Source organism: Algoriphagus zhangzhouensis, from assembly GCF_900148515.1.
In the GTDB taxonomy this organism is placed as follows: Bacteria; Bacteroidota; Bacteroidia; order Cytophagales; family Cyclobacteriaceae; genus Algoriphagus; species Algoriphagus zhangzhouensis.
In genome coordinates, this window is sequence record NZ_FRXN01000004.1 from 1 (window position 1) to 24,975 (window position 24,975).

Genomic DNA, 24,975 nt, shown 5'->3' on the forward strand with positions numbered 1-24,975 from the left:
GTAAAAGAGTTGTCAATACAAACAGTAGGGGATGAAGATGCAGCACCCACTGTTTGATTTGCAGTAACAGTAATAGTCCCAGTTGCATTTACACCGGAAGAGAGACATCCTTCAACCGGAATTGAATAATTGAATGTCCCAGAAACCGAAGGAGTACCGGAGATTGTAATTGTATTACCGCTCCAAGTAGCCGAAACCCCAGTTGGTAATCCATTCGCCCCATCTACACCATCATTGGTAATACCAGTAGCATCTGTGGTTGAATGGGTGATGTTGGTAAAAGAGTTGTCAATACAAACAGTAGGGGATGAAGATGCTGCGCCAACTGTTTGATTTGCTGTAACAGTAATTGTACCGTTAATAACATTACTTGTACAACTGCCTGTAGGTGTAATTGTATAATTAAAAGTACCAGAAACTGATGGAGACCCACTAATAGTAACATTTCCACTAGAATAATTTCCTGAAATACCAGCTGGCAAGCCTGAAAAGGTTGCTCCAGTTGCCCCTGCAATTTCATATGTAATATTTGTTATTGGATTATTAACACATAAAGTTTGGCTGTCTGTACCAGAGGCAGAAGTTAAAGTGTTTGAACAGGACCATGTGATAATTATTTGGCCGTTACCGCCTAAAGGTACAGTATTATTGGAATTACCAGAACCACCACCTCCTCCTCCAGGGTTAGTGCCAGCAATGCCAGAGTTTCCACTGATCCCACCATTGCCACCATTTCCACCATTTGGCGAGTTGCCTCCATTACCGCCAACACTTCCTGAGCGATTTGCTCCATTTCCACCACTCGTTTTAGTTGTACCGTAGCCTGCTGAGGCAAGTCCTCCAGCTCCTCCGTTTCCATTGTTGTTGCCTCCTCCAATTCCTCCTACTGCCATTAGGGTGGTGGCTGATGAAAACCAGGTGTTGCCACCATTTCTTGTTGTTGAAGTACCTCCTTGTCCAATAGAATAAGAAAAATTTGAAGGGAGAGAAGTAAAAGTCATTTGAGAATAAGCTCCAGCTCCTCCTCCTCCTCCGCTATTTGTGCCTCCTGCCCCTCCAGCACCCCAGACTTGGACTGAAATGGTTGTGATTTTGTCTGGAACCACAAATGTTCCTGAACCAGGAGAAGTGATTGTTTGAGTTTGGGCAATGGAATTCCAACTGACAAAAATCAGACATATAAATAGTATGATTTTAAGTAGCTGTTTTCCCATCTATCTCTATTTTCAAAAATGAATTTTAAACCATTAAAAATGCATTTCAAAATTACCATTATAATTCTTAAATCCATAATTTATTTAGCCACTTTTCTTAGTATTGACTTGATTTTCAGGATTTAAAAACTTTTTAAGCGCAATAAGATGATTGCGTAAGGCTTATGAAAAGCAATAATTGTTATTTATAATTCATTATTTTTGATTTAATCCAAATATTGTGCAATTAAATTGTAATAAAAGGCAATAAATCTATATAATATTCTGATAATTAAAAAAATACTTTAAGAATTCTCTTTATTCTGGAATGCAATCTTAGAAAATCAAAAAATTAATGGTTGCGTAAAATCTTAATCGTTTGACTATTGTCTTTCCAAACTAAATCCATAAAGTACATTCCTGCACCATAATTACTAAAAAATTGAGTGATATAGAAAGAAACCTCTGACGGATTTTGTAAAATTTGAGTCTCACCAATACCTCTGGAATTGCTAATCTTAAGGTAAATAGGTTCTCCATTCCACGTTTCTAAATCTTTTAATTCTAAGTGAATTGATTGGTTGGAATTAGAAGGATTAGGGTATAGTACCCAAGGGTTTGTTCCTGATTTTTTGGAATACTGAATTGATATGGTAAAACTTGATGTGTTTTCTCCGCTAAAATCAACTTGCTTGATTCTGTAATAAGCCACACCAGAAGCCAAAGGTAAATTGTAATCGGTATAGGAGTAGGAAAGAGGTTGATCTGAATATCCTTGCCCTTTTACAATTCCAATAGTTTCCCAATTTGAAACGTCATTCAAGGATCTTTCAATTTCGAAATGAGAGTTTTCCCATTCCTTAGCTGTTGTCCATTCTAATAAGCTGGATCGATTTGATGATTGAAAGATTCCCTTAAATTCTAAAAGTTCAATTGGAAGAACTCTGGCATTTATTATGTCACAAATATCTATAGTTTCACTGGTCCATGTAATATTACCAGATGTTCCAGAGGTTGGTGCTGTAAGACCATCGCACAATTCCGAACCAGTCCAACCCTCGATAAGGATTCCATTGGTTGGATCGACTTCAATATCTGCTGCCCCAAAGTTTAGGGTGGCATTTGGGCCTTGCAAGTTGATAGTGACTCCTTCAAAACCAAAAATATCACGATCACCTGATTGAGTTCGCGAATCAAAATTAACAGTTCCTCCATCTTCTATACAGACAGACACGTTACTCATTTCATTGAAATAAATCAGATTTAAAGTTGATCCAGCGCCAACCACTATACATCCATTGGTGATAGTAAAAGCTGCAGTATTTCCTTGACTTGATTTATCCATATTCAAGGTTGAGCCTCCTGTTAATATGATTCCTCCTAAATTAAATGAGTTGTTTACCGAAAAAGTATAGCTGTTTCCAGTGGAAAACTTTGCGATTTCCCCTTGAGAAAATGCTCCTGATCCACTCCAATAGCCAGAAGTGGTGGATACAGTACTAGGGCCTGAATAGGTACGTGGACTTCCGCATTCACTGCATTGTGCAAATGTGGAAATATCCGCCATAACCATTAGAATCATCAGTGATCCGATGATCCTTAGAAATGACTTACTCAAATATTTTTACTTTTAGGGTGATTGGTTCCCAAATGTAATTAATTCTTATAAGAATTTAGTTTGTTGATGGTTTTATTGACAAAAATCATGTTACCAGATACAAAAAAAGCCTCTCCATTGGAAAGGCTTTGAATTATGCGTGATTTTATATGGTTTTACCCGTTCATGCTTATTAAGAATTCGGCGTTGTCTCGAGTACCTTTCATTCTTTGAAGTAGGAATTCCATAGATTCTTGAGAGGTCATATCGCTCATCAATTTTCTTAAGATCCACACTCTTTGCATTTCTTCTTTGTCCATTAGGAGGTCTTCTCTTCTGGTGCCAGAACTCAAGACGTCGATAGATGGATAAATTCTTCTGTTGGCCAGTTTTCTGTCCAAAGCAAGTTCCATATTACCAGTACCTTTGAATTCTTCAAAGATCACTTCATCCATTTTGGAACCAGTTTCTACCAAAGCAGTAGCGATGATAGTCAAAGAACCCCCATTTTCCACATTTCTTGCAGCACCGAAGAATCTCTTTGGTTTGTGTAGAGCATTTGCATCTACACCACCAGAAAGGATTTTACCTGAACTTGGTACTACTGTGTTGTGAGCTCTTGCTAGACGAGTAATAGAGTCAAGCAAAATCACCACGTCGTGTCCTACTTCAACCATCCTTTTGGCTTTTTCCAAAACGATATTGGCAACTTTCACATGTCTGTCTGCTTGTTCATCAAATGTGGATGAAATCACTTCAGCTCTTACAGATCTTGCCATGTCAGTAACTTCCTCTGGTCGTTCATCGATCAAAAGGATCATCAAATGAACTTCAGGATGGTTTTTTGTGATGGCATTAGCGATCTGTTGAAGAAGTACCGTCTTACCAGTTTTTGGTTGAGCAACGATCATACCACGCTGCCCTTTGCCTATAGGGGCAAACAAATCTACAACCCTCGTTGACATTTTGTCTGGAGTAGTAGTTAAGTTTAATCTTTCCTCTGGGAAAAGCGGTGTCAAATATTCAAATGGTACACGATCTCTGATTTCGTCTGTTGTCTTACCATTGACAGTTTCGATTTTAAGTAAGGCAAAATACTTTTCACCTTCTTTTGGAGGACGGATAGATCCTTTGATGTGATCTCCGGTTTTCAGACCGAAAAGTTTGATTTGGCTTGGAGATACATAGATATCATCTGGAGAAGCCAAATAATTATAATCTAGAGATCTAAGGAATCCATAACCTTCCTGCATGATTTCCAAGACTCCCTCGTTTTCAATCACTCCGTCAAATTCCTTTGCGCTAACATAGGTTTTCTTTCGGTTGCTTTGAACAGTTTCGGCAGCTGGGATCATGACCTCATCCTGAGACTTGTAGTTCTTTCTTCTTGGTAATTCTACTTCTTGTTCAGGTTTTGCTTCTACTTTAGTAGGCTTTTCTTCCTGAGCTTTAGGGGTAGATTCTTCGGAAGCTTTATCAACATTGACCTCTTCAAAAACTCTTCTTCTTGGTCTAAAAGTCTTGCCTTCTTCGGCAGGTTTTTCTGTAGGTGCCTGCTTTTTAGCTGGCTCTTCTGATTTTGTTGGTACTGCTTCCTTTTTTGCTTTAGGAGCAGGTTTTGGTTTTTTTTCAGGCTCTTTAGAAGTTTTTTCTTCCTGAGGTGCTTCAGTCACGTTTTGCCTTTTGAACTTAGGCTTGTACTCAGGTTCTTCTTCTGGAGTGGATTTTTCAGCTTTTTTCTCTATTGGTTTTGGAGATTCAGCTTGTTGACTTTCTGCCAGGGATGGCTTCTTTTTTGGGAGGGCCTGCTCGGGGGTGATGGCTTGCTGATCTAAGATCGCGTAGACTAGTTCGTCTTTTTTGAGAGATTTGTGGTTTTTGACACCCAATTCCTCAGCGATTTCCTTCAGTTCAGATAAAAGCCTGATTCTGAGTTCTTCTATGTTGTACATAAAGAGGGTATGAAATGTGTATTATGAGTAAAATACGTAATAGGAATCGTGGATGATTTTCTGAGCAAAAAAGGTCTGCAGGAAAAACTCAAACCAAAGTGGGATGGTTTGTTCATTCACGGTGATGCCACAATATTAAGTTATCCATGCCGAATTCGCAAATTTTTGAGTCTTAGCTGAATAATATTTAATGGGTTTTTTATTAATTCATTAATTGTCGCAAAATGCCGATTGATTTCCAGGGAGTTACACTGTCAAGTTGCTCCCGATAAAAATCCAAAAAATAATCCAAAAGCTGCCTTCTTAAGTGGATTTCTGGTCTAAAATTGCAACTGTAACTATCTGACAAGAGGTTTTCTATATATTCTTTGATTATTGGAATTTCTTCAGCTGTGAATGGGAGAGAGCGGCTTTCTTCGAAAAACTCTTCAGGTTGATCAGGCCCAAACCCTAAAAATCGAGCTTTGTGGACTAAAAAGGCTAAGGGGAAATGCTTCAACTCAGTGCTTTTTTGATCCAAGTGGATTAGACTTTCTTTCAAGAAGTCAAAAAGCCATTCATTTTGGTAATTGTCATACAGGGATTTTCCAGCCACTTCTGCCATAAACATAGTGATTCCTGATCTGCTAAAATCAAACGGGATCAATTGGTACGGAAAACCAATTTTGGCTTCTGAAATTCGCTGAAGTCCTCCTTTTTCTTTTTCATAAACCACCAGGTCCAAAATTGTCATAGGTTGATATAAAGCTGCTTTGGATTTGGCTCCCTGACTTCTGACTCCATTGACTATATAGGACTTCAAGCCAAGTTCTCTGGTAAAAATACGAACAATGATACTGGTATCTTTGTATCGAATAGAACTCAAAACAATGCCTTCAGTTTTCTTTAGCATATCAGTGAATAGTCTTTAGAAGTAAGATATAAGAAATTAGAAATTCAACCTCCAACCACCAACTTCCCGACTTTCAACTACTTCCCAACTTTAGCAAATCACTTTTTGTCTTCGTAAAAGCATTTTCTGCAGCGCGCTTCATATGCATCTTTTTCTCCAAGCATGACTTTTTGTTTGGAATCAGAAAGTCTGAAGGAAAAGGCTGCCAAATCGCCACACTTCATGCAAATCGCATGAACCTTCGTTACATATTCAGCGATAGCCATCAGTTTGGGCATGGGCTCAAAAGGCATTCCTTCAAAGTCCATATCTAAGCCAGCTAGGATTACTCTTTTGCCTTTATTCGCCAGTTTTTGGGCAACAGATACGATTTGCTCATCAAAAAACTGAACCTCATCGATTCCGACTACATCACAATCCCCGCTTAATAGCAAAATATCATCAGCAAAATTGACAGGAGTGGAGCGGATAGAAGTTTCGTTATGAGATACCACATCTTCTTCGTGATATCTTTTATCTACACTTGGCTTAAAGATCTCTACCTTCTGTCTCGCTATTTTTGCACGATTCAATCTACGGATTAATTCTTCTGTTTTTCCGGAAAACATAGATCCGCAAATCACCTCGATTTGGCCTTTTCTTTCTGGGTTTTTATGTCGCTCTATGGATGGTTCAAAAAACATCTTACTCGCTATATTCTATATGCGGAAATTTATTAATTTCTGCAACTCTGACTATTATCTCGCCTTTTTCTAAAACCGCTTGGCAAGATAAGCGTTCATTGGATTGTAGACGGTTTTGATTTCTGTAAAAAAGTTCGCGCTCATTGGGCTCACTGAGATTTTGCATACCCTCTTGAACTATAATCTTACAGGAGGTGCATCTTCCTTTTTTACCACAGGCATGCATCCAATCGATACCGTTTTCATGAATTAATTCGATAACTTTACGATGTGATGCTTCAGAATTAATTGAAAGATTAAATAGGTTTTCAATGACTATTCTTGGCATTTGTTCGTTGACTTTTGTAAACATCACCTTGCAATGACAGTTCAAATTAACAGCAATTATTTAGAAAAATATTCAGAAGAGTTCGCCAGTATAGTTTGCGATCGATATTATTCCGGAAAACAATTTATTACTGGTCAGGATATCATCCAGTTAACTAGCTCAATTCAAGTTAACTTTTTTATCATCAAGAGACTTTTTGAATTGTGGCAGGAAGAATTGACCAAGCTGAATAGCAACCCTTACTTCGATTACAGAGACATTAGTGTTCATGAGGCTCTGACTCAGTTTATGAATGTGCTTTCTCGTAGAATCAAGGTGGAAAGAGGCAGTTTTGAGCCTTTGGTTTCTTATGCAGTATCTCAAGCCATTCAAGTAGCTACAGATCCAGTTTTATTTTACCAAAAGGAAATCGACAATGCACCTTCTGGAAAAATCAATGAATATCTGAAAGAGAATAAGAAGTATTATAAATGGCATGACAAGGTAGTTTCTTTCCTTATTGACAAAGCTAGATTTGGGCATGATGAATCTGCCTATAAAAGAGCCATAGCGGCAAATTATCAAGCGATTACTGATAATTTGGAATCTGTCAATTTGTTGATTGCTACTTTGGGAGATGTGAAAGCTTTTAATCTAGATGCTTACATCGAAAATGAGTCCACGGCAACTGTAACTTCCGACCCAACTCCTGTTTCAAATGACCAGGGATCATTTTTTGATTCTGTAGCAGAAAGCCCAACTCCAGAACCTCCGAAGCAGGAATTTAAACCAGAATTAAAACCAGAACCTGTTGTGGCTGATTTGCCTCCTTCATCCTCATTTTCCCATGGACCAATCAATGCTCAAGAGCTCAGGGCACGTTTTTCCGTGGAAACTTATCGAGGAATGAAGGGGGTGATTGGCGAACTTTCTGAAAGTTTGGCCATCAACCAGCGATTTATGTTTACCAAAGAATTGTTTGATGGCAACGCTGATTTACTAGGACATGCTCTCAAGTCAATCGATGAATGCCGGTCATTTGAGGAATCAATTGACTTAGTCAATAAACGATATGTGAATGAGTTGAACTGGGAACCCAATACAGAACCTGTTCAGGAGTTTTTACAACTCGTATATCGCAAGTTTGCAGATTAATGGAAGCCTCTTCGGAGGCTTTTATTTTTTAGGCCAATTCTAATAGGATTATCGAAATCTTTGGAAAGTGATGAGGCCAACTTTAAGATGAAATCTACTTCCCAAAGAAGAATTTAAAGAATACATTTTAAAATCCTTCCTACATACTTTCTACGACTTTCCTACGTGGTTCCTACGACTTTTCTTCGTGTAGAAGTGGTAGAAAAGTCGTAGGAACCTTAGGGGAAGCTCGGAGAAACCCAATAAGGGTTTAAGGCGTAATTATTTTAGATTATTCGTGGCATTGATTTCAATAGAAATTCCAAGAACTCTATGAATGTCCTATAACCTGGATTGAGCGAGGAGATGCCTTTTTAGCTGATTCTTCCCAATTGTTGGGATCTAGAAGAATCAAGTTTGACGAATATGAAAAGTAAAATAGTAAATGCCCAAAGGGAAGAACCTCCATAACTAAAGAAAGGTAATGGGATTCCTACCACAGGGAAAAGTCCTATGGTCATGGCAATATTGATCATAAAGTGAAAAAGTAAAATCGAGATCACGCAATAGCCATAAATCCGGGAGAATCTATTTTTTTGTCTCTCTGCCATAATCACGAGCCTAATCAGGAGTGTGACAAATAGGCCAATGACTACCAAGCTTCCAGTCCATCCAAATTCTTCCCCGAGAGTACAGAAAATAAAATCGGTATGTTGTTCTGGCACGAAATCAAACTTGGTTTGTGTACCTTCCAAATATCCTTTGCCCATCAATCCACCAGATCCAATGGCGATTTTGGATTGAGTCACATTCCATCCCACGCCTAATGGATCAATATTAGGGTTGAAAAGTACCATGATCCGGTTTTGCTGGTGCTCAGGGAGCTTGGATACCACAAAGTCAATACTGTAGCTATATGCAATCATGCCCAAGCCAATCAGAGAAAAAGCTACAATTCTTTGCCAAGTCTTTTTACCCATTAGGATAAGGATTACCATGATGGCAATAATTCCAATTGCAAGATAGAGGTTGTTTTCTATTCCAAGGGAAAGGAGAGAAAGAGCAATAAATCCAATCCCAAGAATGTAATATTTCTGTGGGAAGCCTTCTCTGTAAAACATTAGGAACATGGAAAAATATACCATGGCTGTTCCTGTATCCGGTTGAAGTAGAATCAGTGCAACCGGTAGGAAAAGGATACCAAATGCCTTTAATTGATCATTGGTTTTTGTCATGTCGAAAGTGGGTCTTTCCATGACCTTTGCGAGTGCTAAGGCAGTTGCCAATTTTGCAAATTCCCCTGGCTGGATTCTTAATGAGCCTATACCTATTGAAAGTACCTGTCCATTGACTTCCTTTCCTATAAAAGGAGTAGCAATCAATATCAGGATAAATAGCATGTAGATGTAGAGGGAGAGATTTTCAAAAAATCTATAATCTGCAACCATGATCAAAATGATCAGGACTACCGAAATACCAATTCGCACCAATTGTTGGCCTGAATTGATGGACATATCAAACATGCTTTGAGGTGCTTGGCTGTCGTAGACTGCAGCATATATATTGAACCAGCCTATAAAGACCAATGCAAAATATATGACAACGACTAGCCAATCTACTCGGCTTATTTGTACATCTGTTGAACCCCTCATTAATAAATAAAGTTGCCGGCTAATACGTAATCTTGAAGTTCTGGACGGGTGATATCACCCTTGATGTATTTTTCAATCATCAAAGAAGCGGTACTTGCTGCAGCACGTCCACCCCAGCCAGCATTTTCTACATAGACCGCAATTGCGATTTTTGGATCATCTTTTGGCGCGAAAGCCACAAATACGGAGTGATCTTCTCCATGTGGATTTTGTGCAGTTCCTGTTTTTCCAGCTATCACCAAATCTTTGATAATTGCTCTCGCGGCAGTCCCATAGAGTGCTTCAGCCATAGCGTCCTGAACCATGTCAAAATGATGAGCATCAACTCCAACCTCATTTTTTACTCGGTATTGTGCTGGAATCTGACTTGGGTCTCCGTCTACAGATTTGATTAGGTGAGGTGTGTAGTAATAACCTTTATTGGCAAAGATTGCTGCCAAGTTAGCCATCTGAACGGGAGTAACTTGCAATTCCCCTTGACCAATGGATAGGGAGTAGATAGTGGAATATTTCCAGCGACCTTCTCCATAAAATTTGTCATATAATCGACTTGAAGGCACATCTCCTCCTTTTTCCCCAACAATATCAATCCCCAATCTGCTTCCAAGACCAAATTTTAAAACTTTATCTCTCCAATCATTCAGGCCGATTTCAGTGTCTTTAAAGGTATTGCTTGAAACTTCCCTGTTGATCATCTTTCTGAATGCCTGATGATAATAAGGGTTACATGAGTTTCTAATCGCTCCAAATAAATTGACAGGAGAAGGGTGATTATGGCATGCTACCAAAGATTTATTACAGGCAAAAGTGGTTTCAGGAGTTAAAATTCCATCCTGAAGTCCAATTAAACTTTGCACTATTTTAAAAATGGATCCAGGAGGATACATCGCCATGATCGGTCTATTGAATAAAGGCTTTTGAGGGTCTTTGTTCAATTGGGTATATGTTTTTCCAAACTCAGATCCTGTCAAGTCATTCGGATCATAAAAAGGAGCAGAGATCATAGCCAAGATTTCTCCCGACTTAGGCTCGATAGCTACAACGGATCCGGTTTTTCCTTGCATTAAGAACTCTCCGTACAATTGAAGCTCTCTATCGATCGTGGAAGTAAGATTAATACCAGCAACTGAGGCCGTATCATATTCTCCGTCCTTAAATGGTCCTTTGTCGATTCCTCGAACATTTACCATTTTGTATTTTACTCCCTTTTCACCTCGTAGATCGTCTTCGTAGAATCGTTCCATTCCACTCAGACCAACATAATCTCCTTGAGAATAGTAGTGAGCGGAATCTCTTTCCAGTTGACGGGCATTTATTTCACCGATGTATCCTAAAGCATGAGCTGCAATTGGCTCAGGATAGGATCTTACGGACCTAGTCATGATGAAAAGACCTGGGTAATCAATCAAAAAGTCCTGCATTTTGGCAAAATCCGTAGTGGAAATTTGCTTAATCAATGGAGAAGGTTTTACAGAGGAGTATTTTTTTGCAGCTGTGTATTTTTCAATCAAATGCTCCTTGGTGATTCCAAACAAGTTTAAAAAACGGGCAGTATCCTCTACATGGAATTCTTTCGGTACGACCATCAGGTCGAAAATTGGATTGTTATAAACCAAAAGTTTCCCATTACGATCATAGATCAATCCTCTGTAAGGATGATCTACTACTCGTTGAATAGCATTTCTTTCGGCTCTCTTCATGAAGCTATCATCCAATACTTGGATAGAAAATAGCTTGGTCAGAAGAACTAAACCTACCAATAAAATTAAAATGATGACAACAACCGGTCTTTGATCGTTCATTAAATCCCCCTCTTGCGTTTAAAGAACAGTAACTGTACAAGTATAGCCAAAACGAAGGTTAAAATCGAGGAAAAAAAGCTTTTGTTCAGGACGCCAAATAGACCAGCGGTTCCCCATTGATCTATAAGGAAAAAGGCCAATGAAAATATGAAAATCAGAGGCATGGCATAGGTGAAGTACCAGCCGATTCCCATTTCTTTCAAATCTGGGTCTGTACTGTCCACATATCCTCCTGTAGGGCTTATGATTTTTAACCAATAGGGTCTAATAAATCCAATCAAAGTCGCTGCTGCAGTATGAATTCCTAATGAATCGTAAAAGATATCCACAGTAAAGCCTATTCCAAAGCTGATCAAAATCAATGGGATATGTGAAATAGTAACTGGGATAGATAAAATTATCAAGAGATAGATAAAGCAAAGTGCTACTCCGAACAATGCCAAGTTTTTCAACAGTAGGATTTGAACCAAAATCAGTACAAATGCCATCAGTAAGAAGGATATGATAACTCTAATATTCATTGATTACCTCCGCTTCTTGTTGAAGTGAATCTATTTCTGGCAGTTGTGTATTCTCTACCAAATAGACATAATTAATGCTGCTGAAATCTGAGCTTAATGTCACGGTGATATCCAGATGGTTTTGGTTTTCGCCTGGACCTACAGCTTTAATAACCCCAATGGGAATTCCCTCAGGGAAAATAGAACTAAAGCCAGAGGTTACCACTGTATCTCCTGATTGCGCTTTCACATGTCGGGGGATGTAAAGCATTTTAGCCTCGTTGGCGAGTTTGCCATCCCAGTTGATTGAACCAAAGACATCAGAAGTCTTGATTTTGGAAGAAACCAACATGCCTGTATTCAATAAGGAAATGGCTACCGAATAGTTTTCGGAAACTGTTTTGATTCTGCCTACTACACCGTCTTGGTTAAATACACCCATACCTACTTCCACACCATCTTTACTCCCTTTGTTGAGCGTCAAATGATTTTGAGAAAAGCGCAGTGTTTGGCTTATAACTCTTGCACTCTTGAATTTAAAAGTGGCTTCAAAAGCTGAATCTAAATCAAATGTGACTGAGTCAGATGGGGGATTCAAATTAGTAAGCGCTTCCATTAAGGCTGCATTTTGTTCAATCAGCTTCTCATTGGCTTCTGCTAATGAGAAAAAGTCCACAACATCTGACTGGGTTTGAAGTATCGACCCGGTCACTGCGGTGGATGAATTGAAGAAAGCAGCACCCTGAGGAGAATTATTGGCGACAATCATCCAGATTGCTACCAATTCAAGCAAAATAAAAAGAAGAAAAGACCTTAGACTATAAAGGAATTGAAGGATGCGTAGCATTCAGGGTTTAGGTCATCAATACGGTTCTGAAATTTTGTACGTTTTTCAAGGCGGTTCCGGTACCTCTCACTACCGCTCTTAATGGATCTTCTGCAATGTGAATTGGAAGCTTGGTCTTTTGGTGAAGTCTCTTATCCAATCCTTTTAGCAATGCGCCACCTCCAGTTAGGTGGATACCATTGTCATAAATATCCGCAGATAGTTCTGGTGGAGCGATTTCCAATGCTTTCAATACAGCTTCCTCGATTTTAGAAACTGATTTATCTAAAGCAAAGGCAATTTCTGAATAGGAAACCTTGATCACTTTTGGAATACCTGTCATCAAATCACGACCTCTGATTTCGTAATCCTCAGGAGCTTCGTCCAATTCTGTCAAGGCAGATCCGATTGCGATTTTTACTTTTTCTGCAGATCTCTCACCAATCAAAAGGTTGTGCTGTCTTCTCATATAATCCAAGATGTCCTTGGTGAATGTATCACCAGCCACTCGGATAGATTGATCAGCTACGATTCCAGAAAGTGCAATCAAAGCAATCTCAGTAGTACCCCCTCCGATATCTACGATCATGGAGCCCATAGGCTTCTCAATGTCAATACCAATACCAATAGCCGCAGCGATTGGTTCGAAAATCATATAAACCTCTTTTGCCCCAGCATGCTCCGCGGAATCACGGACAGCTCTTTTCTCTACTTCAGTGATACCAGATGGAATACAGATCACCATTCTGTGAGACTGAGGAAACATTCCTTTTTTCTGGCCGGGAATCATTTTGATCAAGCCACGGATCATTTGTTCTGCTGCGTAAAAATCAGCAATTACTCCATCTTTTAAAGGACGGATAGTTTTAATATTTTCATGGGTTTTCTCATGCATGTTCATCGCTTCACGACCCACAGCAAGGACACGATTATTGGTCTTGTCTATCGCAATAATCGATGGTTCGTCTACGACAATTTTATCCTTGTGAATGATCAGTGTGTTAGCGGTACCCAGGTCGATGGCGATATCGCTTGAGAAAAAATCAAATAATCCCATTTTTTACTGTTTGGAGTTTTGTATTTGAGGTTTAGGGTTTAATATAGCAAAGTTGGATGCTTATTAAACGGGGGTCGGCAAAATTATTATGTTCATCCCATAAAATGGAGTGATTCCCGATATTTTTTGAAGATTATTTTAATATAGAAATTCTCCATGGTTGAGTTTTTGATATTGATAAATGAAAAGTGGAAGATTTTGCCCCCCAAGTGCTTTAAACTCATTTTCTTGATTTTTTAGATCAATTGTTTTTAGAATAAAATTATTTTACCTTTGTGCCGTATTCGAAAAGTTTCTAGAGGGGACACCAAGTCCCCTCTTTCATTATGCATACTATGTCGGGTTTAAAAGAAACATTGGCGGAACTAGTGGAAAAGCATCTTCCAGATGCAAGTCACTTCCTTGTGGAGTTGTCTATGGGCACCAAAGGTGAACAAACAACCCTTAATATTTTGATCGATGCAGACCAAGGTGTCACCATCGATACATGTGCCAAAGTCAGCCGGGCAGTATCAGATGAAATAGAGGCCAAAGAATTGATTGATAATGCCTACAGGATAGAGGTTTCCTCGCCTGGAGTGGATTATCCTTTGTCCAGCAAACGCCAATATCAAAAGAATATTGGACGGACTCTGAAAGTGAATTTAGAGGAGGGCAAAGAGGCCAAAGGGAAACTGACTAATGTGACGGACCAGGGAATCGTATTGCTGGTTGCAAAAAAAGAAAAAGGTAAAAAGGCGACTGAGGAGGAAACCTCAATCCCTTTTGAAGACATAAAAAAATCAGTTGTACAAGTATCTTTTAAATAAATAAAATGGATGCCAAAGTCTTAATAGAATCCTTCGCTGAATTTGCGAGATCTAAAAATGTGGATCGACCAACAATGATCCGTATTCTGGAAGATGTTTTTAGAGCAATGATCCGCAAGAAGTTTGAAACTGATGAGAACTTCGACGTAACGATCAATGCTGATAAAGGAGACTTGGAGATTTTCCGTATTCGGGAAATTGTAGATGACAACTCTGAGGACATCTGGGATTTTGACAAGATCAGTTTTTCTGAAGCTCGTAAGATTGAGCCAGATTTCGAGATCGGTGAAGAAGTGTATGAAAAGATTGAGTTAGAAGAATTTGGTAGAAGAGCCGTGCAGATGGCTCGTCAGACTTTGATCCAAAGAATCAAAGATCTGGAAAAAGATATTCTATTCAACAAATACGAAGAACAAGTAGGAGAGATCGTTTCAGCTGAGGTATATCAGATTTTGGGACGTGAGATCCTTTTAATAGATGGAGAAGGTAATGAATTGATCCTTCCTAAAGGAGAGCAAATCCCTAAGGATAGGTTCAGAAAAGGAGATACCGTAAAAGCTATTGTTCACAAAGTGGACATGATGAACGGAAATCCAAAAATTATCCTTTCTAGAACATCTCCAGTTTTCTTGGAGAGACTATTTGAAAATGAAGTTCCAGAAGTTTACGACGGTTTGATCACTATTGTGAAGATCGTTCGTGAGCCAGGAGAAAGAGCGAAGGTAGCAGTTGAGTCCTATGACGACAGAATTGATCCAGTAGGAGCATGTGTGGGGATGAAAGGATCCCGTATTCATGCTGTCGTTCGTGAGTTGCAGAACGAAAACATTGACGTGATCAATTTTACAGACAATTTGGATCTGTATGTTTCCAGAGCTTTGAGCCCTGCAAAAGTGACTTCGATTTCTGCTAACGAAGAGACGAAAAGAATTTCTGTGTTCTTGAAACCAGATCAAGTGTCTCTTGCGATCGGAAAAGGCGGATACAATATCAAATTAGCAAGCCGATTGGTAGGTTATGAAATTGACGTATTCCGCGAATTGAATGAGAATGAAGAAGAAGATGTTGCCTTGATCGAGTTCCAAGACGAGATCGACGCATGGATCATCGAAGAGTTAAAGAAAACCGGTTTGGATACAGCCAAGAGTGTATTGGCACTAGGTAGAGAAGATTTGCTTAGAAGAACCGAATTGGAAGAAGAAACCATCGATGAGATTTTCAGAATTCTCCGACAAGAATTTGAACAATAATGGGATAAATGCCCAGATAATTACCCAATTTTAAATAAGATTTCGAAAGAGGTTTTTGCTTATGTCAGAAGAAAAAATGATGCGATTAGGCGCTTTAGCTAGAAAACTCAACGTTGGTACGGCAACCATCGTGGAGACTCTGGCGAAAAAGGGCTTTGATGTGCAGGACAATCCGAATTCCAAAATCAGCATGGAGCAGGTAGGTATGCTGAACAAGGAATTTAAGTCCTCTGCACTTGAAAAGGAAGAGGCTTCCCACCTCTCGATAGGGAAAAGGCATGAAACTGTCTCCTTAGATCCAGAACCAAAACCTGAATCTAAGCCTGAGCCAGCTCCAGCTCCTACGCCAGCTCCGGCACCTAAGCCTGAGCCAGCTCCAGCACCTGCGCCTGCACCTGAGGCTAAAAAAGAAGAACCAAAGCCTGCACCTGCTCCAGAGGCTAAGAAAGAAGAGCCTAAACCTGCTCCTACTCCGGAACCTGAGAAAATTTCTAATGAAGCTCCTAAGCTTGGAGGAATCAAAGTTCTGGGTAAAATAGATTTGAATAAAAAGCCTAATCCGGCTCCAAAACCTGCGGCTCCTGCGAAGGCTCCAGAGGCAAAAGCATCACCAAAATTTGAGGGAAAAAAAGCTCCTCATGCTCCAAGACCTGAAGCGAAATCTGCCGATAAACCTTTCAAGCCGAAAGAAAAGCCATTTAATGCACCTAAAACTGAAAAACCTGCACCTCCAAAAGAGGAAAAGTCGGCAGGCAATGAAGTAATTGCAGCTAAGGCCGATTCTTTGAAAGGATTGACAGTATTGGGTAAAATCGAATTGCCAGTTGAAAAGCCGAAGAAAAAAGGTGGACCTGTGGCATCTTCTGATGAGAGAAACCGAGACAAGAAACGTCCTAGAAAACGTATCGATAAAGGTGGAAATCAAGGAGGAAACAGAAACCAAGGTGGAGGAAACCAAGGTAATAGAGGAGGTAATAGAAACCAAGGAGGTCACAAAGGCGGTAATAACCAGCAGCGTCACCAAAAGGCTGAACCTACTCAAAAGGAAATCCAAGATCAAATCAAACAAACTCTTGCGAGACTTCAGGGTAAAAGCTCTGGAGGCAAGAAGAGCAGAAGAGATAAAAAAGCTGAGCGCGAACGCGAGGTTGACGTAGAAAACGAAGAAACCAAAATCTTAAAAGTAACCGAATTTATTTCGGCTAACGACTTGGCTGCATTAATGGATGTGACTGTAAATCAGATCATTTCTGCGTGTATGTCTTTGGGTATGTTCGTGTCTATCAACCAACGTTTAGATGCTGAAGCTATTACCATTATTGCTGATGAGTTCGGTTATGATGTAGAATTTACTAAGGATATTGAAGAGGAAGCTGTAGAATTAGAGGAAGAAAATCCAGATGATTTGGAGGAACGCGCTCCGATTGTCACGATCATGGGGCACGTTGACCATGGTAAGACTTCCTTGCTTGATTATATCCGTATGTCCAAGGTCACTGCTGATGAAGCAGGGGGTATTACACAGCACATCGGTGCCTATGACGTAATGACCAAGACAGGGCATAAGATTGCTTTCCTAGATACTCCAGGTCACGAAGCATTTACAGCGATGCGTGCCCGTGGTGCGAAGATCACTGACGTCGCGATTATCGTGATTGCAGCTGATGATAACATCATGCCTCAGACTAAAGAAGCAATCAACCACGCACAAGTTGCTGGTGTACCAATGATTTTTGCGATCAATAAAGTGGATAAGCCAAATGCTAATCCTAACAAGATCAAAGAGGAATTGGCTAATATGAACTTGTTGGTGGAAGAATGGGGTGGTAAATACCAGTCTCAGGATATCTCTGCCAAAACAGGTCAAGGTGTAGATGAGTTGCTTGAAAAAGTATTGCTTGAATCTGAAATCCTTGAATTGAAAGCAAATCCAAATAAAAATGCAGTAGGAACTGTCATCGAGGCTTCCCTAGACAAAGGTCGAGGTTATGTAGCTACAATGATGATTCAAGCTGGTACTTTAAGAATTGGAGATGTAATGCTTGCAGGTCAGCATTATGGTCGTGTAAAAGCGATGTTTGACCACAAAGGTAAAAAGATGAAAGAAGCCGGACCTTCTACTCCTGTTCAGGTGTTGGGTCTAAGTGGTGCTCCTCAAGCTGGTGATACTGTCAAAGTTTATGACTCTGAAAGAGAAGCTAGAGAAATTGCGAACTCTAGAGAGCAAATCCAGAGAGAGCAAAGCTTGCGTACTAAGAAACATATTACTTTGGATGAAATCGGTCGTCGTTTGGCAATCGGATCATTTAAGGAATTGAATATCATCATCAAAGGTGACGTGGATGGATCCGTGGAAGCACTTTCTGATTCCTTGTTGAAACTATCCAAGGATGAAGTGAAAGTTAGCATTATCCATAAAGGTGTGGGTCAGATCTCTGAATCCGATGTATTGTTGGCTTCTGCTTCTGATGCGATTATCTTAGGATTCCAAGTTCGTCCTTCTGCAAATGCTAAGAGATTGGCTGAGCAGGAAGAAATTGAAATCCGTCATTACTCCATCATCTACGATGCGATCAACCAGATCAAGGATGCAATCGAAGGTATGCTTGAGCCAGAGTTTGAAGAGGTAATCACTGGTAATATCCAGGTGAGAGAAGTCTTCAAAATCTCTAAAGTGGGTACAGTGGCTGGTTCTTATGTGACTGATGGTTACATCACTAGAAAGAACAAGATCCGTGTAATCCGTGATGGTATCGTAATTCATGAAGGTGAGATCGATCAATTGAAGCGATTCAAAGACGATGTAGCTGAAGTGAAGGCTGGATATGAATGTGGTATCTCTATCAAAGGCTTCAACAACATCCAAATAGATGACACGATTGAGGGTTATGAAATGAGAGAAATAAAGAAAAAGAAATAATTTCTTTGGAAATAGTTAGAAGAGAGGAACGGTGAGAGCCGTTCCTTTTTTATTTTCAAGTCATGATAGAAGCAGTTCAAGCAGTACTGATTTTCTTTTTGGTTTTAGCTATGCTAAACCTCATTTTAGGGCTGATCAAGCCAGTATGGGTTCTTTGGTTTTTGGATAGCTTTCATAGGCTTAAAGTAATTCAAGTTTATGGTACATCAATTATTCTGATAACTATAATTTTATTTTTCATAAGGTTGATTTTTTGAAATTATATATGGTAAAAATTGTTTCTGTCGATTATTTGTCTGTAATTTCAGCAAAATTGCCTTTTTGAGAAAACTAATTTCCATATCGCTTTTGCTATGTTTTGCCATCTATCACTTTGGCTATTATGCGTTTTACTATTCGCATCAATACCAGATTGAATCCAATTGGCATGACAAAATCTATAGCAGTTTGGATGTTGGTTTGGAAGAGAGAATCATGGAAGTTCCCTTGGCAGCTCCTTACATGGCAAACCAAGAGGAGTTTCAGGCTACCAATACAAGATTTGAAAAAGACGGGAAATATTTTCGTGCTATCAAGCAGCGGTATCAAAATGATACTTTGCAAATCGTTTATGTGCCCGATACCGCTCGAAAGACGTTGGAATCAACTGTTCAGCAATGGATTTCATTGGTGACAGATGATGATTTCTCTGGCGAAAATTCTAACTCCACACTATTAAAGGTATTTGTAAAAGACTATGTAGAATCACAGATGATAGACTTTGTGGCTATTCAAGAAGTGATTTCAATACAGCATCAAGGGTTTATTTTTTCATCTTACAAGAATCCTATTTTTCAACAAAACTCTCCACCTCCGCAGGTAAGCTAATAGATTTCTTGGTCAAGCACTTTTCTGGATTCTTTTGATTCCCAGTAGAAGTGTATTCTATCTATTTCATTCAAGATTTTTCTTGGATGGTTATCTATTACGCTTTATCAAATGAAAAAAATACTACTATCAGGTTTGGTAGCAGCAAGTCTTATGTTGTTGCCAGCAATTTCGTACGCACAAGGCTGTGTGGCTATTCGTCAATTTTCCGGTCTTGGTAATGCTGTGGGCCAAGGAAATATTCTTGAAAAAGGAGAATGGAATATTTCTGCCAACTATCGCTACTTCAAGTCATTCAGACATTTTAGAGGTTCACATGAAGAAGCAAACCGTATTGAAGATGGTACTCAGGTGATCAACCATCAACATGGAGTAGATTTCAATATTAGTTATGCTTTTTCTGAAAGACTATATGGAATCGTCTCCCTTCCCTTTCAATACAATGAAAGAAGCTCACTCTATGAGCATGGTCGAACTGAGCGCCATACCACCTATTCCAAAGGTTTTAGTGATATGAGAATCGGGGCTGGTTACTGGTTGCTTTCCGGTGAAAAGGCTAAAAAGGGAAACACAGCAATTGGTTTTGGTTTGAAGTTTCCAACAGGAGACTATGCAGCTACCAGTACTTTTTATAATCAAGGAGATGAAGGAGTGGAACAAATCAAGACTGTCGATCAGTCCATTCAATTGGGAGATGGCGGGACTGGTTTGATCATCGATTTCCAAGGTCTGTGGAATATCACAAGTACTTATTTCTGGTATTATGATGGGTTCTACATGTTCAATCCGAAGGAAACAAACGGTACTCCAACGAATAGAAGGAGAGAGAATGAGGCGATTATGAGTGTGCCGGATCAGTATGCCGTTCGGACTGGGGTTTTCAAATCTTTTGAAAAAATACATGGACTAGGGATCTCATTAGGAGGAAGAGTGGAAGGAATTCCTGTTCATGATGCCATCGGTGGAAGTGATGGTTTTAGAAGACCGGGGTATATCATATCTGTCGAACCTGGGATCAGCTATATGAAAGGAAATGTGACAGGGACCTTGAATGTGCCTATTGCCCTTTATCGAAATAGAACCCAAAGCGTGACGGATATCGAAAATTCAACTCCAGATGATGTGGTCCACGGAGATGCTGCTTTTGCAGACTATCTGATCAATTTCTCATTGGCTTGGAGAATTCCAAAGAAGGCTCCTAAGGTTTTTAACTCACTTTAAAAATAAGGGCAGGGTATTCCCAACACCTTTAATAAATCCAAAATGAAAAGTTATTTGACTAACCTAACAGGTGCCTTCTGTCTCTTTCTTGTGTTTTCTACATACTCTTTGGCTCAATCACCCACAGATGAACTGATGATGCCAAAGAATGATTTCTGCCTCTTGTTCAATTATGAATATGGAGAGTTTAATCAATATTGGGAAGGAGACTTTCTAAGAAAAAATGAGACCATTGCAACTGTTCAAAGAAGGACCGCTATGCTGATGGCTGCATATGGAATTACAGAAAAACTGGATGTTTATGCTGGTTTGCCTTACATTTCTACAAACTCCACTACACCAAACGGAGGAAAGTTTGCTGGAACATTCGGAGTTCAAGACCTTTCCATCGGCTTGAAGTACAAAGCTTTGGAAAAGTCATCTGATAAGGGAGATTTTTCCCTGTACGGTTCGGTTTTGTTTTCTACACCGGTTTCTAATTATCTGTCGGATTACCAGCCTTACAGCTTAGGACTGGGGACTCCGCAAATTGCTTGGAGAGGAATTGCTCATTATCAATTGAATAATGGGTTCTATGGTAGAGCAGCTGTTGCCTATGTTTGGAAAGGCTATACTGAGGCTGAGCGTACCTATTATTATAATGATGGAAGCTACTACACTCCATGGATGGATGTGCCTAGTTCCTGGAATTTTGGTTTGGCTTTGGGTAAATGGTTCTTCCAAAATGCGCTTCGAGTTGAGCTTTCTGCAAGTAATCAGACATCCACATCAGGTGATGACATTCGCCCCTACAATGCGCCACAGCCTACCAATAAAGTGGATATGACAAGAGTAGGCGCATTTGCTCATTACTATTTTCCGAAGATCAAAGGGTTGGGAGTCCTAACCTATTTCAATCAAAATGTAGCAGGAAGAAATGCTCCAAAGATGACTTCTTTTGGAGTGGGAGCTACCTATCAGTTTGGATTCTAATCAACCCGTCATGAGAAAATTATACTACCTAATATATATCCTTCCTTTGGCAGTTTTGATTTCTTGCTCAAAGGATTTGCCAACAGAGTTGGCTTATGAAAACTATGTCTTTTCTTCCACTGATGAAGATGGGGGAAATTGGACACCGATATTACTTTCATCGGGATCTGAAATAATGATTGCTGAACCTAAAGAAACAAGTTCAGCAGAATACCAAGCAGAATTGATGGAAGTGAAAAATGCAATAGCTTCCATAACTTCTCAACAGAAAGAAAACCTTAAAAAATGGACCAATAATCCGGTAATTCGATGGAATGAAATAGCCTTGGAATTGATTGCCAAATACAATTTAATACCGGGTCCAAATGAAGATGGATCTTATACCTTGCCCAATCCTGCAAATCCTGAAGGCCCTCCAGTTTTTCCTTTTTCCCATCCTCCTTATGCAAGCAGGGCTTTGGCATATATGTCCGTTGCCCAATTCGATGGATTGATTTCAGCATGGCATTATAAATATAAGTACAACCGTGCCGCTCCTTATTTACAGGATTTGGAAATAAACCATGCCTATGAAGAAAACCCTATTCCTTCCTATCCATCTGATGGAGCTGTGATTGCATCGGCATCTGCTGAAATTTTGAAGGTAATGTTTCCATTGGAAGTGGAATATTTGAATTCTAAAATGAGTGAGCATCTGGAATCCTTGCTCCTTTCGGGAGAAAATGTCCAAAGTGATATCGATGGGGGAGTAAAAATAGGTGAGGAAATTGCCGCTTTGGCTTTGACAAGGGCTTCTACAGATGGGATGAAAAACGCCCAAACATCTAAAGCCGTTTCAGATTCCATAGCAAATGCAGCATACGAGCGATTTGGCTGGATGTGGATCAATCAGGAAGCTCCACAAAGACCGGTGGGTTTAACTCCTCTTTTTGGGAAGGTGAAAATGTGGAGCGTTCCAAACGTAGAAGCCATTCGACCACCAGTTCCTCCGACTCCAGGTTCACCAGCCTATGAAGAAGATGTAAAAATCTTAAAGGGCTATTTGGCCGAGCACAGTGAAGAGTATAGAAGAATCGCCAATTTTTGGCAGGATGGATTGGGCACTTATACACCTCCAGGACATTGGAATGAATTTGCCAATGCGTTCATTGTGAAAAACAAACTCAATACCCTTCGAGCTGCAAGGACGATGGCTTATATGAACATGGCCATTATGGATGCGGGAATCAGCTGTTGGGATGCGAAATACTATTATCATTATCCACGTCCTATTCAGACCATCGAAGGATTTGAAACCATAGCGAGCACTCCAAATTTCCCTTCCTATACCTCTGGCCACTCTGTTTTTTCAGCTGCAGGAGCTGAGGTCCTGGCATATATTTTTCCTGATGAAGCAGACAAAGTAAGAGGTTGGGCCAAAGAAGCCGCGATCTCAAGAGTTTATGGTGGAATCCATTGGACCTTTGATGCCACAGTAGGCACGACCCAAGGAATCAATGCCGCACAATATTCTATCGATCGGGCAAAGATCGATGGAGGCGATAATTTTTAGTAATGTAATCAGAGATCAGAGAGCCTTTGCGGGTTCTTTGATCTCATTTTTTATGCTTTTTGTAGCCAAAACCATTAGGGAAATGGCCAAGATGAATAAAAGAGCGGCAATAAGGGAAAGCACATACACTTGATCCTGGAAGTTTTTCCAAGCAAAAAGTCCCAAAGAGGCCAAAGTCACCGTAAACATGAAAAACATGGGGATGGTCACAAATAGGGCGTTTTGCTTTTTGCGAATCATCCAAACTGCGATTGTTAAGAGAGCCAATGCCGCCAGGAGTTGATTGGCTGACCCGAATATTGGCCAAAGTGTGGTGAATCCACCTGAAAGGAGTAGCAGTATTGAGAAGACAACTACCAAACTGGTGGAGATGTATCTGTTTTGGGCTATTTTTTTTGCTGCTGGTTGAGGAAGATCTTCGAAATATTCTTGTAAAGTAAATCGAGCAAGCCTTGTACAAGTATCTAAAGTTGTCAAGGCAAAAGCAGAAACAGTCAAGGCGACAAAAGCCACCGCAAATTCTTCAGGTATCCCAAGAGTAGAAATCATTCCACCCAATCCGGTGGAAAAAAGAGCGACAGGCCCTTCTCCGGCAAGTCTTTCCATGTATTCGCTTTTTGTCAAAACCACCACAGCGCCTACGGAAATAATTGCCAAGAAAGACTCAATAAGCATTCCTCCAAATCCGACAACTTTCGCATCTGATTCTTTATCCAGTTGTTTGGAAGTGGTTCCAGATGCTACCAAAGAGTGAAATCCACTAATTGCACCACAGGCAATCGTCACGAATAGAACAGGGAAAATATACCCGAGATTTTCTGTTGAAACTGTGATTTCATTGCTCATTTTGATTTCTGGATTGGCAATGAAAACTCCCAAAATGGCAGCGATCATCATCCCATAAAGCAAAAAGCTGTTGAGATAGTCGCGTGGTTGAAGCAATAGACTTACAGGGGTTACAGATGCTATAAAGGCATAAGCGAGCAAAGCCAAAATCCAGATTTTATAATCTAGAACAAATGGAAGCTGCATGCCGAGATAGACAAAAAAGTACATCAAAACCACACCTATTATAGAGATGATAATAAATGCGACTTTTTTATCTCCAACCATTCGGTTGACAATTCCGAAACCAATAGCTAGGAAAATAAACAAGATTGAAGCTGAAGCTACACCTGGATTTGCAACAAATGTCTTAGCTATGATGTCAGCAAACACTCCAATTACCAAGATTAGAGTAGAAAAGCTGAAAAGGATGAATAACTGTTTCCCCTTCAAGCCTATTTGATTTCGGATAATTACCCCAATAGATTTACCATCTGCTCTGAGTGATGCCGCCATACTTCCCAAATCATGTACTGCACCAAAAAATATTCCTCCTACCAAAATCCAAATTACGGCTGGAATCCATCCAAAAGTCACCGCAATAATAGGTCCTACAATCGGTCCGGCACCAGCAATAGATGCAAAATGATGACCCAAAACCACAATTGGCTTACTGGGTTCATAATCTACACCATCTCTATGAGTATGTGATGGAGCTACATTTTTATCTGAAAGACCAAATTTTTTATAAACAAATGCCCCATAGAATCTATAGGCTAAAATCAATATGATAGCTGATATAATTAATAGAATAGCGAGATTCATAGATGATTATTTGGGTATTATATGGTTTGGTACAATGATCGGAAACAAATCTAAGGCTATTTTCACGCCCTTCAAAAGGAATTTAAAATAGTGGATTGAGCGGAAAACTTGGGGTTGTTCGGTCAGCTTTAAATTTGGG

The 24,975-nt window shown here is 39.8% G+C and carries 20 protein-coding genes; 8 read left to right on the forward strand and 12 right to left on the reverse strand.

Annotated elements, in window-relative coordinates:
• The 6 genes from BUF13_RS20665 to BUF13_RS14170 all read right to left on the reverse strand — a co-directional run.
• A partial coding sequence (locus tag BUF13_RS20665; protein ID WP_483188897.1) for a glycine-rich domain-containing protein occupies positions 1–1,214 on the reverse strand: 1,214 nt, incomplete at its 3' end.
• A 331-nt stretch (positions 1,215–1,545) separates the two neighbouring features.
• Entirely contained in the window at positions 1,546–2,811 is a 1,266-nt protein-coding gene (locus BUF13_RS14150) for a hypothetical protein (RefSeq protein WP_134204506.1), read from the reverse strand.
• A gap of 155 nt (positions 2,812–2,966) precedes the next feature.
• A complete protein-coding gene (gene rho / locus BUF13_RS14155; protein ID WP_073572487.1) occupies positions 2,967–4,742 on the reverse strand; it encodes a transcription termination factor Rho in 1,776 nt (591 codons plus the stop codon).
• Between the two features lie 202 nt (positions 4,743–4,944).
• Entirely contained in the window at positions 4,945–5,634 is a 690-nt protein-coding gene (gene recO / locus BUF13_RS14160) for a DNA repair protein RecO (RefSeq protein ID WP_073572488.1), read from the reverse strand.
• Between the two features lie 98 nt (positions 5,635–5,732).
• Positions 5,733–6,317: a thymidine kinase gene (locus BUF13_RS14165; protein ID WP_073572489.1), complete on the reverse strand. Its 585-nt coding sequence runs from the start codon at positions 6,315–6,317 to the stop codon at positions 5,733–5,735.
• A gap of 1 nt (position 6,318) precedes the next feature.
• On the reverse strand, positions 6,319–6,669 hold the full coding sequence (locus BUF13_RS14170; RefSeq protein ID WP_317129069.1) for a 2Fe-2S iron-sulfur cluster-binding protein: 351 nt from the start codon (positions 6,667–6,669) through the stop codon (positions 6,319–6,321).
• A gap of 9 nt (positions 6,670–6,678) precedes the next feature.
• On the opposite strand from BUF13_RS14170, the gene BUF13_RS14175 reads away from it, so the two are divergent.
• Positions 6,679–7,779 carry a hypothetical protein gene (locus BUF13_RS14175; protein ID WP_073572490.1) on the forward strand — a complete coding sequence of 367 codons (1,101 nt, stop codon included), beginning with the start codon at positions 6,679–6,681 and terminating at the stop codon, positions 7,777–7,779.
• A 353-nt stretch (positions 7,780–8,132) separates the two neighbouring features.
• Here BUF13_RS14175 and rodA read toward each other — a convergent pair whose 3' ends face one another.
• Genes rodA through BUF13_RS14200 form a run of 5 tightly spaced genes read right to left on the reverse strand, consistent with a single transcriptional unit; the run spans position 8,133 to position 13,595 of the window.
• A complete protein-coding gene (gene rodA, locus BUF13_RS14180) occupies positions 8,133–9,410 on the reverse strand; it encodes a rod shape-determining protein RodA (protein ID WP_073572491.1) in 1,278 nt (425 codons plus the stop codon).
• Complete coding sequence (gene mrdA, locus BUF13_RS14185; RefSeq protein WP_073572492.1) at positions 9,410–11,212, reverse strand: penicillin-binding protein 2; 1,803 nt, start codon at positions 11,210–11,212, stop codon at positions 9,410–9,412. Before mrdA ends, rodA begins: the two co-directional genes overlap by 1 nt.
• Positions 11,212–11,733: a rod shape-determining protein MreD gene (locus BUF13_RS14190; protein ID WP_073572493.1), complete on the reverse strand. Its 522-nt coding sequence runs from the start codon at positions 11,731–11,733 to the stop codon at positions 11,212–11,214. The genes mrdA and BUF13_RS14190 overlap by 1 nt, the downstream gene beginning before the upstream one ends.
• Positions 11,723–12,559 carry a rod shape-determining protein MreC gene (mreC, locus tag BUF13_RS14195; protein ID WP_073572494.1) on the reverse strand — a complete coding sequence of 279 codons (837 nt, stop codon included), beginning with the start codon at positions 12,557–12,559 and terminating at the stop codon, positions 11,723–11,725. Before mreC ends, BUF13_RS14190 begins: the two co-directional genes overlap by 11 nt.
• Before the next feature lie 7 nt (positions 12,560–12,566).
• A complete protein-coding gene (locus BUF13_RS14200) occupies positions 12,567–13,595 on the reverse strand; it encodes a rod shape-determining protein (protein ID WP_073572495.1) in 1,029 nt (342 codons plus the stop codon).
• A 335-nt stretch (positions 13,596–13,930) separates the two neighbouring features.
• On the opposite strand from BUF13_RS14200, the gene BUF13_RS14205 reads away from it, so the two are divergent.
• From BUF13_RS14205 to BUF13_RS14240, 7 genes are all read left to right on the forward strand, one after another.
• On the forward strand, positions 13,931–14,404 hold the full coding sequence (locus BUF13_RS14205) for a ribosome maturation factor RimP (RefSeq protein WP_073572496.1): 474 nt from the start codon (positions 13,931–13,933) through the stop codon (positions 14,402–14,404).
• 5 nt (positions 14,405–14,409) lie between these two features.
• Positions 14,410–15,654, forward strand: a complete 1,245-nt coding sequence (gene nusA, locus BUF13_RS14210; RefSeq protein WP_073572497.1) for a transcription termination factor NusA — start codon at positions 14,410–14,412, stop codon at positions 15,652–15,654.
• A gap of 61 nt (positions 15,655–15,715) precedes the next feature.
• Positions 15,716–18,574 (forward strand): translation initiation factor IF-2, encoded by a 2,859-nt coding sequence (infB, locus tag BUF13_RS14215; RefSeq protein WP_073572498.1) that lies wholly within the window; start codon positions 15,716–15,718, stop codon positions 18,572–18,574.
• Positions 18,575–18,895: 321 nt separating this feature from the next.
• Positions 18,896–19,441 carry a hypothetical protein gene (locus BUF13_RS14225; RefSeq protein WP_073572500.1) on the forward strand — a complete coding sequence of 182 codons (546 nt, stop codon included), beginning with the start codon at positions 18,896–18,898 and terminating at the stop codon, positions 19,439–19,441.
• Positions 19,442–19,552: 111 nt separating this feature from the next.
• Positions 19,553–20,662 (forward strand): protein involved in meta-pathway of phenol degradation, encoded by a 1,110-nt coding sequence (locus BUF13_RS14230; protein ID WP_073572501.1) that lies wholly within the window; start codon positions 19,553–19,555, stop codon positions 20,660–20,662.
• A 42-nt stretch (positions 20,663–20,704) separates the two neighbouring features.
• Positions 20,705–21,634, forward strand: a complete 930-nt coding sequence (locus BUF13_RS14235; RefSeq protein ID WP_073572502.1) for a transporter — start codon at positions 20,705–20,707, stop codon at positions 21,632–21,634.
• Between the two features lie 10 nt (positions 21,635–21,644).
• Positions 21,645–23,186: a vanadium-dependent haloperoxidase gene (locus BUF13_RS14240; protein ID WP_073572850.1), complete on the forward strand. Its 1,542-nt coding sequence runs from the start codon at positions 21,645–21,647 to the stop codon at positions 23,184–23,186.
• Between the two features lie 15 nt (positions 23,187–23,201).
• On the opposite strand, the gene BUF13_RS14245 is transcribed toward BUF13_RS14240, so the two are convergent.
• Positions 23,202–24,836 (reverse strand): carbon starvation CstA family protein, encoded by a 1,635-nt coding sequence (locus tag BUF13_RS14245; protein WP_073572503.1) that lies wholly within the window; start codon positions 24,834–24,836, stop codon positions 23,202–23,204.
• Positions 24,837–24,975: the final 139 nt, after the last annotated feature.